Source organism: Clostridium sp. 1001271B_151109_B4 (assembly GCF_015670405.1).
Lineage (GTDB): Bacteria > Bacillota > Clostridia > Clostridiales > Clostridiaceae > Clostridium.
Map to the genome: position 1 here is coordinate 62,781 of NZ_JADPBQ010000001.1, position 14,875 is coordinate 77,655.

Annotated in this window: 15 protein-coding genes and 1 other annotated feature; of the genes, 9 read left to right on the forward strand and 6 right to left on the reverse strand. The window is 27.5% G+C overall.

The features are described 5' to 3' along the window. Nucleotides 1-31 precede the first annotated feature (31 nt). Nucleotides 32-466: a hypothetical protein gene (locus tag I4V63_RS00295; protein WP_195999322.1), complete on the forward strand. Its 435-nt coding sequence runs from the start codon at nt 32-34 to the stop codon at nt 464-466. A gap of 76 nt (nt 467-542) precedes the next feature. Here the strand turns inward: I4V63_RS00295 and I4V63_RS00300 are convergent, their stop codons facing one another. Genes I4V63_RS00300 through I4V63_RS00315 form a run of 4 tightly spaced genes read right to left on the reverse strand, consistent with a single transcriptional unit; the run spans nt 543 to nt 3,913 of the window. Further along, nucleotides 543-1,295: a sulfite exporter TauE/SafE family protein gene (locus I4V63_RS00300; protein WP_243280413.1), complete on the reverse strand. Its 753-nt coding sequence runs from the start codon at nt 1,293-1,295 to the stop codon at nt 543-545. A gap of 12 nt (nt 1,296-1,307) precedes the next feature. Continuing rightward, the gene (locus I4V63_RS00305; protein WP_195999324.1) at nt 1,308-2,621 is read right to left on the reverse strand and encodes an amidohydrolase family protein; all 1,314 of its coding nucleotides are present in this window, start codon (nt 2,619-2,621) and stop codon (nt 1,308-1,310) included. Nucleotides 2,622-2,631: 10 nt separating this feature from the next. Beyond that, nucleotides 2,632-3,078 carry a hypothetical protein gene (locus I4V63_RS00310; RefSeq protein WP_195999325.1) on the reverse strand — a complete coding sequence of 149 codons (447 nt, stop codon included), beginning with the start codon at nt 3,076-3,078 and terminating at the stop codon, nt 2,632-2,634. Further along, the gene (locus I4V63_RS00315; RefSeq protein ID WP_195999326.1) at nt 3,068-3,913 is read right to left on the reverse strand and encodes a DUF3100 domain-containing protein; all 846 of its coding nucleotides are present in this window, start codon (nt 3,911-3,913) and stop codon (nt 3,068-3,070) included. Before I4V63_RS00315 ends, I4V63_RS00310 begins: the two co-directional genes overlap by 11 nt. 136 nt (nt 3,914-4,049) lie before the next feature. On the opposite strand from I4V63_RS00315, the gene I4V63_RS00320 reads away from it, so the two are divergent. The 7 genes from I4V63_RS00320 to deoD all read left to right on the forward strand — a co-directional run bounded on the left by I4V63_RS00320 (nt 4,050) and on the right by deoD (nt 12,878). After that, the gene (locus tag I4V63_RS00320; RefSeq protein ID WP_195999327.1) at nt 4,050-4,745 is read left to right on the forward strand and encodes a Crp/Fnr family transcriptional regulator; all 696 of its coding nucleotides are present in this window, start codon (nt 4,050-4,052) and stop codon (nt 4,743-4,745) included. A 192-nt stretch (nt 4,746-4,937) separates the two neighbouring features. Then, nucleotides 4,938-5,168, forward strand: a binding site (T-box leader). Nucleotides 5,169-5,427: 259 nt separating this feature from the next. Next, complete coding sequence (locus I4V63_RS00325; protein ID WP_195999328.1) at nt 5,428-8,070, forward strand: valine--tRNA ligase; 2,643 nt, start codon at nt 5,428-5,430, stop codon at nt 8,068-8,070. A gap of 542 nt (nt 8,071-8,612) precedes the next feature. Beyond that, a complete protein-coding gene (locus tag I4V63_RS00330) occupies nt 8,613-8,840 on the forward strand; it encodes a DUF3892 domain-containing protein (RefSeq protein ID WP_042402826.1) in 228 nt (75 codons plus the stop codon). 371 nt (nt 8,841-9,211) lie between these two features. After that, the gene (locus I4V63_RS00335; protein WP_195999329.1) at nt 9,212-9,421 is read left to right on the forward strand and encodes a hypothetical protein; all 210 of its coding nucleotides are present in this window, start codon (nt 9,212-9,214) and stop codon (nt 9,419-9,421) included. Nucleotides 9,422-10,254: 833 nt separating this feature from the next. Further along, a complete protein-coding gene (locus tag I4V63_RS15865; RefSeq protein ID WP_347707707.1) occupies nt 10,255-10,512 on the forward strand; it encodes a hypothetical protein in 258 nt (85 codons plus the stop codon). Nucleotides 10,513-10,614: 102 nt separating this feature from the next. After that, on the forward strand, nt 10,615-11,919 hold the full coding sequence (locus I4V63_RS00340; RefSeq protein WP_195999330.1) for a folylpolyglutamate synthase/dihydrofolate synthase family protein: 1,305 nt from the start codon (nt 10,615-10,617) through the stop codon (nt 11,917-11,919). A gap of 248 nt (nt 11,920-12,167) precedes the next feature. Next, entirely contained in the window at nt 12,168-12,878 is a 711-nt protein-coding gene (gene deoD / locus I4V63_RS00345; RefSeq protein ID WP_195999331.1) for a purine-nucleoside phosphorylase, read from the forward strand. Between the two features lie 65 nt (nt 12,879-12,943). Here deoD and I4V63_RS00350 read toward each other — a convergent pair whose 3' ends face one another. Further along, complete coding sequence (locus I4V63_RS00350; protein WP_195999332.1) at nt 12,944-13,195, reverse strand: TIGR03905 family TSCPD domain-containing protein; 252 nt, start codon at nt 13,193-13,195, stop codon at nt 12,944-12,946. A gap of 149 nt (nt 13,196-13,344) precedes the next feature. On the opposite strand from I4V63_RS00350, the gene I4V63_RS00355 reads away from it, so the two are divergent. Beyond that, nucleotides 13,345-14,220 (forward strand): YncE family protein, encoded by an 876-nt coding sequence (locus I4V63_RS00355; protein WP_195999333.1) that lies wholly within the window; start codon nt 13,345-13,347, stop codon nt 14,218-14,220. Here the strand turns inward: I4V63_RS00355 and I4V63_RS00360 are convergent. After that, nucleotides 14,217-14,750, reverse strand: a complete 534-nt coding sequence (locus I4V63_RS00360) for a DUF4364 family protein (RefSeq protein WP_195999334.1) — start codon at nt 14,748-14,750, stop codon at nt 14,217-14,219. The two genes, I4V63_RS00355 and I4V63_RS00360, sit on opposite strands and share 4 nt — an antisense overlap. Nucleotides 14,751-14,875 lie beyond the last annotated feature (125 nt).

Below are 14,875 nucleotides of genomic sequence, written 5' to 3' on the forward strand. Positions count from 1 at the left end.
ATTATAATTAAGAATATATGGGGGTTAAATAATGGATAACGTATTAAACATTGAGAAGTGTAAAATCTGTGGTGGATTAGTTAGAATAGAAAGCACAGCATTTAGAACCAGTAAACTTTGTACTTGCTGTGGATATTTTTATAATAAAGAGAAAAATATAAGTGAAGAAAAATGTGAATGTAGCAGTTGCAATGAGGAAAATTATGATTTGGAAAAGGTTACAGAAAGTTCAAATCCATGTGGGGCTTATAAATTAGTTACTATAAGTGGAGTTGCTAAAAGTGGAACGTTAGGAGAAAACTTAAGTGAAGAAGAAGTTTTAAGGATGTTTAATTTTAGCGATACATCAAGATTAAATATGAATAAAACGTATATTAATTATAGAAATCCAAAAACAAATGAGTTTAAAGTTATTTTTGGAAATGGTAAGCCAGAAACATATAATGAGTTTGTTGGAAAGTTATAAAAATATATTTTTTACTATATGAAAATTAAAAAAATAGAGTTTACTTTTATCAAAGAGATATAAGTAAACTCTATTTTTATAATAATCCTAAAATCATGTATATAGCTATTAGTATAGAAAATATAGCAACACATTTTTTTAAAATATCTACGTTAACTTTAGTAGAGTATTTAGTTCCTATTAATACACCTATAGTTTGGAATAAGATACTTATTATTAAGAATAAAAATATGTTATTTTCATTTCGGGCATGGAGTATATATCCTATACAAGCTGGCAAAGCAATAAATATAGAGTCAAATAAACTTACAGCTATGGCTATTCTAATAGACATACCTAAGCTAACTAAAATAGGCATAACTAGTATAGGACCACCAGCACCAGATAATGAGCATATAGTACCTGTAATTATTCCAAAGAATATTATAAAAAGTTTATTATTGAGTAATTTACTATCACCATTATTATTTTCTTTATTTTTTCTTATAAGTATGGATAAACCCGAGCAAAGAACAACTAAATATAAAAATAGTTTAGCAGTTTCAAGAGAAATCATGGAATTAAGCTGTACTCCTAATATAGAACCAATAAAGCTTCCTATACTAACTATTATTCCAAAGGATATATTTAAGTTACCACTCTTATTGTATCTATATGCTCCTATGATTCCAGAGGTAAGAAATGATGCAAAACTTAAAGCTAAAGCTGTGCTTAAGTTAAGCTTAAGATATCCAACAAAAATTATAGGAAGCAAAAATCCTGCTATACCAGATATACCAACTAGTGTACCAACTATAATATTAGCCAGTGCTATTATAAAAACATCCATCATAATACTCCTTTATTTATTATCTATAAAGTATTTTTTAGCTTCATAAAGAATTTTTTCTTCATCTAAAGTTAAAACTTCTCTATTTTTCATAATAATTTTACCATTAATTATGGTATGAATAACATCATTACCATTTACACTTTCAACTATAGTGTTTACTATATTATTAGTAGGAGAAAGGTGAGGTTGATTTAAGTCAATTGCAATTAAATCAGCTAAGTTATTTGGTTTTAATATTCCTAAATTATTATGTTGCATTGTAATTCCACCATTTTCAGTAGCCATTTTTAAAAGGGATTTAGCTGGCATTATTGAGGGATTACAGTTTTTAACTCCATAGTGTAAATTCATTATAGAGCGAAATACCTTCATTTCTTGGAATATACTCATTCCACCATGAGCGGCTCCGTCTGAGCCTAAAGAAACGTTAATTCCTTTTTGTAGAAGGCTAGGAGTATTAGGAATTCCTTTTCCGCAATTACTAAAAGGACAATGAACAACACTAGAATTATTTTCTTTTAAAATATCAATTTCATTATCAGATAAAAAAATACTATGAGCACTTATGAACTTATCGTTTAATAAATTTTCTTTGTTTAAAAATTCTAGAGGCCTACATTGATATTTTTCTAAAAAGAAATTAATTTCATTTGGATATTCATTCATATGAGCTTCTACGGGTATATTTTTTTCTTTTGCATCCGAAAATACATTTTTTATTAATTCTTCAGAACAAGATATTAAAGATCTTAGTGAATAAAATACCTGTAATCTTTTATCTCCTGTATTATGAAAGTTATTATATAATGAGTTTAAATTTTTTAATGCTTCTTGAGTAGTAGTTCTAATAGATTGTGGCAAATTTTGATTATCCATAGTAGAACAACTTAAAGCACCTCTAAGGCCAGATTTAATATAAACTTCAGCGGCATCATCCATAAATATTCCCCCCGCATCGATAAAGGAAGTTGTTCCACACTTTATCATTTCTAAACTACTAAGACTTGTGCTTAAATTTACTTTAGATCTTGTTAATGTACTTTCAAAAGGGAGCATGATTCTTGTCCAAATCATTGGTAACTCATCTAATATTTTACCTTTAAGTAATTGCTGACATGTATGCATATGTGAGTCTGTTAATCCAGGCATCCACAATAGGTTTTTACCATCTATTATGGATTCAGGATTATAATTACTTGAGTCCTTAGTTATTTCAAATATGTATTTATCTTTTATTATTATATTTATATCTTCAATTACTTCTAAATTTTCATTAAGATAAGAAGTATTTTTTATTAAAATATCACAAAATAATTTATTCATTTTATGCTCCTTATATTGTATTGGTAATTTTTAATATAATTTGAGATACAACAGCTGAACCAAAGAATGTTCCTGTCATAACAAATATAGCTATTATTATCATTTTCCAGCCTTGCTTTGCAAATGATTTTATATCACTACCAATAGAGATTCCAGCAAAGGCACCAACTAAAGTTAGTGGAGCTGAAAAATTAATCTTATTAGCTGAATTTATAACAAATTCAGAAATAGGAGAAATAGGTGAAGCTAGAAATAATCCTATAATGGAACAATATGCAACTATAGGTAACTTAAATGGTAGAATTTTAGAAAGTACAATGCTAATTAAAGATATTACTAGTAGAACTAATGCACCAGGCAATGATTCTATTAATGATACTTTAAATCCTACAAAATTAGCTGTTATAATTCCAAGGCAAGCTATTAATAATAAAAATATCCATTCTTTATATCTCATTTACTACATCTCCTTTTTCCTTTTTTAGTTTAGATATTCTAGGTTCTAAGATACTATAAAGTTTATTGCATAAAGGAATTGCTATGAATATGGCTACATAGATTCCTGTAATACCAGATAAAGTTTCACTAGCACTAGCCAAAGCAGATATTTGATCAGCCATAGCAGGATATATTTCGCTTAAGCTTGCAGTTGCTGAAGCCATCATTATACCGGCTCCAACACCAGATGCCATTCCAAGTGCATAAGGATGAAATAAATTTAAAGAAGCAATTATAGTAGCCATAAAGCCAAAATAAATAGTTCCAATTAGCCCTCCAACAATATAAATTGATAAGCTTCCTTTTGCTTCAGAAGAATCAGAGCCATACATATTGGTGATTAGAGCTAAATTGCTTTCACGGTTTATAGAATGAGTTGCACCAATAGCTTCTCTTTTTAATCCAAGTAATAGGGCTAATGGAAGTGCTATAATGATAGTTCCTAAATTACCTATTTCTTGAAGTAGTAGAGCTGGGCCAGCTTGAATAACAGTTGAAAGATTTGCGCCAGCGTTTATACCAAGTTTAGCAATAAAAGGGCAAATAGCAACAATTACTAGCTTTGAAGCAGCTTTAACTTCTTTTTTATTAAATATTTTAAAAACATCTGGTCCAGATATTATCCCAAGAAATAATGAATAAAATATTGGAAATAAAATTAATTGTCCATGACCTAGAGGGATTTTTATTTGGCCAATAGAGTCAGCAATTAGTATAAAAATAAATGCAACGATAAAGAGTTTATACTCTGATTTTATTCTTTCGCTTAAAGATGAATAAGTATAGTTTTCCATAAAGTAGTCTCCTTTTTATAAAATTTATATTTAAATAGTACAATGGAAAAAAGAATAAAAAAAGGACAAATGGGACTTTTTATTAAAAAACTTTCGTATTATAATGAATTATATTGAAAAAAAAAGAGGGAATGTTATGGAATTTGAAGAACTTTTAGAAAAAATACCTGAAATGAATGAATATTTAAAAAATATGCCAGAATATTTAAAATCAACTTGTATAATAAGAAAAGTTAGTCCAGGGGAAATTATTCATCAAAAGAATTACAAACTAGATTATTTTGCTTTTGTATGTTCAGGGGAGCATAGAGTAATAAATGAGTTTGAAAATGGTAATGTATATATGATTGAGAAAAATGAGCCAATTGATTTTATAGGGGAAGTAACTATATTGGCTAAAGAGGAAAAAACATCTGTTACATTAGAAGCTACAACTGAGTGTATATTGTTACAAATTCCAAGAAATGATTTTGAGGAGTGGATAAAAAAAGATATACACTTATTAAGCCTTATAGCTAAAAAAGTAGCTTTTAAGTTATATAGGTCTTCCTCAAGGAGTGGTGCTAAGCTTTTTTATCCACCCAATTTTATACTATTGGAGTTTATAATACAGTATGCAGAAATAAATAATATAGATGAGAAAAGAAATATAGTTATTCATTTAACTCGTGAGAAGTTATATGAAGAGCTTGGTATATCTGTGAAAACTATAAATAGGACAATAAAAAAACTAAAAGAAAGTGGATTTATAGATATTGTGAAAGGAAAAATATCTATAAATAAGCAGCAACTTGAACTTGCTAAAAAGGGTCTAGAGCACATGAAAGAATAAGTGATTTTTCATGTTTTATTTAACAATTCCTAAATAAGTACACTAGAACGAGAAAAATATATGTCTTATGCATTTATTAATAGATTCTTATGTTTAGAATATTGTATATAATAATTTAAAATAAATTTCAAAATTATAAGACATTTGTTGACAAAATAAAAAAAATATCATAATATAAAAACAACTAAATATAAAAAAACAGTGATAAAGAGGAGTAAGGAATAGGACGTATTAAGAGAGGAAGGTCTAGGGTGTAAGCCTTCTATATGAAATATCCTGAAGGTAGCTTTTGAGTTTCTTTGGTGAAATAATAGTAATCAAAGACGGCATTCTAGTCGTTATATTAATTAAGAGCCTATAAGAAGTAAAGTGCTAATTTGCTTAGTAGGAATAAAGGTGGTACCGCGAGTCTTCGTCCTTTTTTTAGGACTAAGGCTCTTTTTTATGCATGTTTATGGTATTTTATAAAGATATAAGGGTAAGGGAATTGAGTTAAAAATTAAATTATGGATATTATAATTAAAGTAATATCACTTTTATATGAGATAAATGTGTTTTAATCTTTGATTAATATAGTAAATAAATACATTTAAAAACAAAAAATATTTTCATTTAAATTTGTAAAGTGGTCTTTATATTAAGAACTTTAAATATATAAAAAACTATTCAGGAGGTTTTATTGATGGAAGAAAAGAAAAATTTAGCCACAACTTATAATCCAAAAGATTTTGAAGAAAGAATTTATAAAACATGGGAAGAGAAAAAATATTTCACTCCTGTTGTTGATAAAACAAAGAAGCCATTTACAATAATGATGCCACCACCAAATATTACAGGTAAGCTTCATTTAGGTCATGCACTTGATAATACAATGCAAGATATGTTAATTAGATTTAAAAGAATGCAAGGATACTGTACTTTATGGCTTCCAGGAACAGACCATGCTTCAATTGCAACTGAAGTAAAGGTTGAAAATGAGTTATTAAAAGAAGGTAAAGTTAAAAAGGAAATGGGAAGAGAAGCCTTCTTAAATGAAGTTTGGAAATGGGCTGAAGAGTATAAAGGGACTATTAGAAATCAGCTTAAGAAATTAGGAGTTTCATGTGACTTCACAAGGGAAGCTTTTACAATGGATGAAAATTTAAATAAGGCTGTTAGAACAGTATTTGTTAAATTATATAATGATGGATTAATTTATCAAGGAAACAGAATAACTAACTGGTGCCCAAAATGTACTACTGCTTTATCAGATGCAGAAATAGTATATGAAGAAAAAGAAGGTAGCTTCTGGCATATTAACTATCCATTAGCTGATGGTTCTGGATATTTAGAAATCGCTACTACAAGACCAGAAACATTACTTGGAGATACAGCAGTTGCTGTTAACCCAAATGATGATAGATTTAAGCACTTAATTGGTAAAACATTAAAATTACCTTTAACTGATAGAGAAATACCAGTAGTAGGTGATGATTATGTTGATATCGAATTTGGTACAGGAGCAGTTAAAATAACTCCAGCACATGATCCTAATGACTTTGAAGTTGGTAAGAGACATAACCTTCCAATGATAAGAGTAATGGATGATCACGGTGTAATTAATGAGTTAGGTGGAAAATACCAAGGTTTAGATAGATATGAAGCTAGAAAACAAATGATTAAAGACTTAGAAGAGCAAGGATTACTTGTTAAAATTAAGCCTCATACTCATAATGTAGGAACACATGATAGATGTAACACTGTAGTTGAACCTATAATATCACAACAATGGTATGTAAAGATGGAATCACTAGCAAAGCCTGCAATAGATGTTGTTAAAGAGGGTAAAACAAAGATTGTTCCAGAAAGATTTGAGAAAATATATTTCAACTGGATGGAAAATATACAAGACTGGTGTATTTCAAGACAATTATGGTGGGGACACAGAATACCTGTATTCTATTGCAATGATTGCAATCATATTATGGTTGAAGTTGATGCACCATGCAAGTGTTCAAAATGTGGATCTGAAAATATAAGACAAGATGAAGATGTTCTTGATACTTGGTTCTCATCTGCATTATGGCCTTTCTCAACTTTAGGTTGGCCAGAAAAAACACCAGATTTAGATTTCTTCTATCCAGGTAATGTATTAGTTACTGGATATGATATCATATTCTTCTGGGTTGCAAGAATGATATTCTCAGGATTATATAACATGGATAAAACTCCATTTGATACAGTATTAATGCATGGTATTATAAGAGATGCTAATGGTATTAAGATGAGTAAGTCTCTAGGAAATGGTGTTGACCCATTACAAGTAATTGAGGAATATGGTGCTGATGCATTAAGATTCATGTTAGTTACAGGAAGCACACCAGGAAATGATATAAGATATATTCCTGAAAAAGTTGAAGCAGCAAGAAATTTTGCTAATAAGATTTGGAATGCTTCAAGATTCGTTATGATGAACCTTGATAAAGAATTAATGAATAAGTATGCTGATTGTACAGATTACAGCTTAGCTGATAAATGGATTCTTTCAAGAATGAACACTGTAGTTAAAGAAGTAACAGAGAACCTAGAAAAGTATGAGCTTGGAATAGCAAATCAAAAGGTTTATGACTTTATGTGGACTGAGTTCTGTGACTGGTATATAGAACTTGTTAAACCAGTATTCTTCAGTGATGATGAAAAAGCTAAGGGAGTAGCTTACAACGTATTAAACACTGTATTAACTACAGGATTAAAATTATTACACCCAGCTATGCCATATATAACTGAAGAAATATATACTACATTAACAGAAGGAGAATCTATAGCAATTTCAAATTGGCCAGAATATGCTGAAGATTTAGCAGATAGCAAGGCTGAAAAAGATATGGAATTTGTTATTGAAGCTATTAAGGGATTAAGAAATGTTAGAGCTGAAATGAACGTACCACCATCAAGAAAAGCAAAAGTAATTTGCTACATTTCTGATGAAGCTAAGGAAGCATTTAATGCTGGAATTCCTTATATGGAAAAACTAGGTTCAGCTTCTGAAGTTGAGTTCATAGCAGATACATCATTAGTTCCAGAAAATGCAGTATCATTAGTAGTTAAAGGTGGGGAATTATTTATGCCACTTTTAGACTTAGTTGATAAGGATAAGGAACTTGAAAGATTAAATAAAGAAAAGAAGAAATTAGAAGGTGAAGTTACAAGAATAGAAAAGAAACTTTCTAATGCAGGATTTGTAGCTAAAGCGCCTGAAGCTGTAATTGCTGGTGAAAAAGAAAAGCTAGTTAAGTATCAAGAAATGCTTGATGCAGTATTAGTTAGAATAGATACTTTAAAATAGTTACAAATTTAATAAAGCAAGTGACAAGTTAATAGGATTTGTCACTTGCTTTTATTTATAAAATAATTAGGGGACATTATGAATTTATTAAAAGACAACAATGTATATAAATTATATTTTAAATATTTCTTTCCAATGAAGTTGAATAAATTCAATTAGAATTTATTCAACTTCATTTACAATAATGGGATTAAATATGGTGATAGGAGCATATTTTCAATCGATAGAATTATCAAAGGAATCATTTATAATTGTTTTTTTTAAGGGGGATTTTATTTGTTTCTATTGGTGTGTTTATTTTACCTATTTTTTTTGGAATCAATGGAGTTTGGATTAGTATGCCTATAGGTGAAGCATTAACTTTAATTGTAGCTTTTATTTTAGTAAAGAAAAATTCTTAAATGTAATATAAGTAAAAATACTTAAAGTTATATTTATGATAAGATTTTATTCATATTATTAGAAAAAGCATAGAAATAGAATATTAATATGCATAATAATATTAATTTTGTGAAAAATAAGATTAAGAGGTGAATAATAATATGAGTAATAAAATAGTTGAAACAATTAAAGATAGTAGTGGAGAAATAATGCAATATGTATTAGAAAATGGTACAACAGTTGATAAAGCACAAGGGGTTGAGATGGCTAAAAATGGGCAAATTGATGGTGTAATTATTGCTCACTCTAAAAAGGGTGAAGAATACTTAAGAACCAAGCCAGATGGAACTCAAGGAAATAATTTATCATCAATGTCTAAAGAAGACTAAACTTAATTTTAAAAGCATATAAATTTATAAAATGACTAATAAAGCTAAAATAAGTTTTATTAGTCATTTTTATTTTAAATAAAATTGTTAAGCAATGATAGGAATAAATAAATGATATATTACAATGCTAAGTTTTCTTGGACCAAATTTGAAGTTTTAGAATAATTGCCAGATTCGATATTGATTATTGAAATGCTATATATAAGTTAATAAAGAAGGGTTTTATAAGAAAATTAGTACACAAGTTTAATATTATGTAGATTAGGTAACTCTAAATTTACAGAGCGTATTAAAAAATAATATAAGTTATGAAACAAAAAGGTAATATAAATAGTCTAATATATATAATGATGATAAGAGGTATTGAAGATATGAAGAAATTTTTAGAAAAGATAATTTTATCTGAAAAAGATTATGAGTATTTAACTAAGGGAATAGCAGCTGGTGTTGGAATTGGGATAATTGTAGGTGTTATAACCGAAGAAATAGTTTTGTTCTTTGCTCTTGGAGGAGTTACTGGAATATTAGCAGCAAGTATAATTTCTATAATAAAGAAAAGTAAAGGTAACGTAGAAGTATAATATAATTTAATAATATAGATGGTGGTCAGTAAAAATTATTACTGACTTTTTTATTTTAAAGGTATTGTGATTATATAATAATGTGTAAAATTACAAACAATAATTAGAATAAATTAATAAGAATGGAAAAGTAAAATTGATATATGGTATAATAAGTGAGAGTAGGAATTAAGAGGAATATAAAATTTAAAAAAATTACTGAAAAGATATTGATAATCTTATAGCAATAATGTAAGCAGAATTTGATTATGATAAAAAAATTCACTAGATGGGAATTAAAGAGAGGTATCACTATGTGCTATGAAAAGGCTAAAAACTTTATTTATAGGAATGCTAGACCGCTTGATATGGCAAGGTGGAGATATTTGTTTGAAAATGGAGGCAAGGTGCATTTATTTTAAATACTCAAGAATCAGATGGAACGTTGAGTATTACATGGTCATGGACAGATTATCCTGAACAATGAAATATAAGCAAGAATTGGTGGAAATCAGATTTGATTATAAAAAATCTAAGGTATATTAAAGCAATTAATGCTAAATCTTAATTTTTATAAATTAGAGGAAGAGGAATAAGTAAGGCGGAGAAAGATTATGAATAAATTATCTAGTGAAAGTATGAATAATTTTATATTTATATATAATCATTCAAGAAAATAAGAATTAAATCATTTGAAACAAATAATATTTTAAATACAATTTTAGCTATGAGAATATTAGGGGTATATTTAGGAATAGTGCTTCTTATGATAAGTTTAACTATTTTATCACTTAGTCCAACTTACTGATTCAATTGAACATAAGGATAGATTTAATGTTCTTAGGAAATTAGGCATTGAAGAAAATGAAATAAATAAAATAATTTTAAAACAAATTTCAATATACTTTATAATACCTATTGTTATAGCAATGATTGGTGTTGCAATATTTGTATATAATTTTTACTTATTTTATAAGGATATAATCAAAGTGTTTGTTGGAGATAAAACATTTATTTTAAGTATTATCGTTGGAGTGATGTTAATGATTAGTTTTTATATAATTTATTTTGGAGGAACATACTATACTTTTAAGAGAAATATTAATAATTAAATAAATACTTAATAATTGGGAAGCCTAACCTAGGTTTCCTTTTTCTTTTATAAAATATAGTATATAATTATTACATAAATTTAAATTAACATGAGGTAAGTTATGAGATACGAAGAAGCAATGAAATATATAACTGAAGTTGGTAATTTTGGTTCAAATTACGGATTAGAAAGAACCCATAAGTTATTAGAGTACTTAGGTAATCCTGAAAAGGACTTAAAACTTATACATATCGCAGGAACAAATGGAAAAGGTTCTACGACTTCGATGATAACAGAAATATTAATGGGCGCAGGATATAAAGTAGGTATGTATACATCTCCATTTATTGAAGAATTTGAAGAAAGAATTCAAATTAATAGAAACAATATACCAAAAGAAACTTTAGCAGATCTAATGGATGAGGTTAAGGAAGCTGTTGATAAAGTAATAGAGGGTGGATATAATCATCCAACAGAATTTGAAATAATTACTGTTTTAATGCTTTTATACTTTAAAAAAGAAAATATAGACTTTGGGGTTATAGAAGTAGGGCTAGGAGGAAGATTAGATTCTACTAATGTTATTAACCCAATACTTCAAGTTATAACATCTATAAGTTTTGACCATACAAATTTATTAGGAAATACAATAGAAGAAATAGCTGGAGAAAAGGCTGGAATTATTAAGAATAGTATTCCTACAGTAATATATCCTCAACAGGAGAAAGCTTTAAAAGTAATTAAAGATAAGTGTTCTGAAATGGATTCAGAGCTTTATATAGCAGATGATAATAATTTAAGATTTATTAGAATAGAAAATGAAGATAAACCATACCAGTTGTTAAGATTTGATTCTGATAAAGAGGTCAATATATTATTGCCATTACTTGGCGAACATCAAATAATGAACTTAAGTGTAGCAATAAAAGTAATTGATATTTTAAATAAAAGAAATATAATTAATATATCTATAGAAACTATAGCTGAAAGTATAAAAAATGTTTCTTGGAAAGGAAGATTAGAAGTATTATCAACTAATCCTTATGTTGTAATTGATGGGGCACATAATATACAAGGTATAGAAACATTAAGTAGAAATATAAAAAAATATTTTAAATATAATAATTTATATTTAATTTTAGGTATTTTAGCAGACAAAGATGTTGAAGAAATGGTTAAAGTAATAACACCAATGGCAAAGAAAGTATATGCTGTTACACCTAATTCAGTAAGAGCAGAGTTAGCAGAGGATTTAAAGAACGAAATAATTAAATATAATTCAAATTGCAATTCATATGATGATTATGAAGAAGCATACATAAAAGCTTTAAGTGATGCTGGTGAAAATGATATTATATTAGCAAGTGGATCATTATATATGATTGGTGATATAAGAAAGATAATAACAAGTTATATTAAAAAATAATATATTAAATAAACGGAAAAGTAAGAGTTCAACTGATTTGGGCTCTTATTTTTATGCACTAGCAATGACAATATAAACAGAAGAAATTATCGCTAAATATACTTTTATATGAAATACTCGTAAATGAGTATTAAAAAGAAAAAAATAAAACCTAAAATTTTAAATAACTTGAAAAGTTAAACATTTACTATTAGAAAAGAATATACTATACTATTAAATAATAAAGTAAAGAAAAGGAGGAAATGTATATGTCAAAGCATTTACATATAATGGCTAAAGAAGGAGCTATTGCAGAAACAGTATTATTACCAGGAGATCCATTAAGAGCAAAATTTATAGCTGAAAACTTTTTAGAAGATGCAGTGTGCTATAATGAAGTAAGAGGAATGTATGGTTATACAGGTACTTATAAAGGAAAGAGAGTTTCAATACAAGGTACAGGAATGGGGTTACCATCACATTCAATTTATGTCAATGAATTAATTCAATTCTATGGTGCTAAAAGACTTATAAGAATAGGATCAGCAGGTTCTTGTAGTGATAATGTAAATGTAAGAGATATAGTCCTTGCTCAAAGTGCCTCAACAAATTCAGGAATTAATAAAAGAAGATTCAATGGTCTTGATTATGCTCCAAGTGCTAATTTTGATTTATTATATAATGCATATAATATTGCTAAAGCAAAGGGTGCAAATGTTAAAGTAGGAAATGTATTATCAAGTGATTTATTCTATGATGATACAAATCATTTTTCATTAAAGACTTGGGCTGATTATGGTGTTTTAGCTGTAGAAATGGAAACGGCAGAACTTTATACATTAGCAGCAAAGAATGATGTTGAAGCTTTATCAATTTTAACAATTTCTGATCATATTTTTAAAGGAGAAGAAACATCTCCAGAAGAAAGACAAAATACATTTACTGATATGATGGAAATAGCTCTTGAATTAATTAAATAATAATTATATTATTATTTATAGAAAATGTAAGCGACAAGTTAGAGCTTGTCGCTTTTTACTTTTTACTATGCAATAGAAGATTTATATTCAACTAAAGCCTTTGATAATTGATCAGGGCAAGAAGTTCCTTTTCCTCTGCAATCAATTCCTTTAAGTTTTTCTATAGCCTCATCAATATTCATACCTTTTACTAAAACTGAAATACCAAGCAAGTTTCCAGGACATCCTCTAACAAATTCAACACTTTCAATTACGTTATCCTTCACTTCAACGTGTATTTCACTAGAACATACTCCAGATGTTTTATAAACAAACATATCCTAAACCTCCAAATAAATTATAAGTACCGTATTATTATATATTCAGATTAAAGAAAAATAAAGAGAAACAATGAAATTACACTAGTAGCCAAGTAATTAGAATTTGCATATATTAAAATACATAGAAGTTTAGAGGGGGTGTAGTATTGAGTTCTATAGTTTTATGCAATACAGGTGCTGATTCACTTTCACTTATTAAAATAGATACTTTAGAAGTGAAAAAAATATTATTTGCGTTATCTGAAACACCAGTTGGTCCACATGGTATTAGAAAATATAAAAATGAAATTTTAACTGCAAATAATTATAGCGATTCTATATCAATTTTTACATGTGATCCTTTAATTGAATCTAAAAATATAAAAATTGGTCCGAAACCAAATGATTTGTTAAGAGTTAATGATAAAATATATACAATATGTGGGGAGTCTAATTCTATTGTAGAATATGATTTATCTAAAAATAGGGTATCCTGGGAAATTGAAACAGGTAGCTGGCCACATAGTCTTGATTATTGTAATAAGGGTGGATTAATATTTGTATCAAATTTAGAAGAAAACTGCACTAATATAGTAAGAATTGATGATTATCAAATAATAAATACCCTCTCAACACCAGAATATCCAACTAAAGTAAAAGTATCTAAGGATGAAAAGTTTGTTTATATTTGTGAAAGTTTTTTAGGAAGCGATGAAAGTGGATTTTTGGATGTTTTCTCAACAGAAACATTTAATAGAGTGGCTAGAATAGAAGTGGGTACATCTCCCATAGATTTGTATGAAGATGAAGAATATATTTATATTACAAATTTTACTGAGGGTAGTATTAGCATAGTAAATAAAAAAAAGTATTATCTTGAAAAAACACTATATATAGGTGGAATGCCTAAGGGAATTTTAAAGCACGAAAATAAACTCTATATAGGAGATTATTTAAAAGGTAGGCTAATTATATTAGAAGAAAACAAAATAGAAAAAATCATAGCAATTGAATCAGAACCAAATGCTATGATCTTATTTTAAGCTTCTTCATTAAAAAGTGCTTGAACGATTTTGGTATAAATATCTGAAGGGTTTTCCTTCCATTTAGCACAAAGACTTGAAGCTTGCTTTTTAGTTGGAACAGAAATTTTTAAATCTATAAGTAATATTTCATCTTCAAGGGCCTTTAAATCAACAATAAAAGAATTGTTCTTTTCAATAGTGTAATCACTATGAATTGTTAGTTCTTTTTTTATATTATCGATTGTTTTTGAGATATAATTATCAATTATATCTCTTTTTATTGGAGAAATTCTTTCGTTAAATATAGATAATACATTTTCTCCTTTTTTTGTTATTGTTATCAACTTCTTATCATTTTTTTCAATATAACAAACAAACTCTGAGGTTTCAAGCTCACTAATATATTGTTGTAATGTAAAATAATTAATGAAATTATTTTCAAGAATAATCTCATTAAGTTGAGATTTAGATATAGGCTGCCTTAATGATTTTATAACGTATAAAACTAAAAGCTTATTTTCTGCTAGTTCTGCTGAATTCTCGTACATAATTAACCTCCATTATGAAAGTGTCTATTTTATTATATCACAAATTTAAGTATATGGAATATTGTAGTCATAATAATATATTTTTAGAATATAAATTATTGAAAATTAAGTTTAGGAGTGTTGTT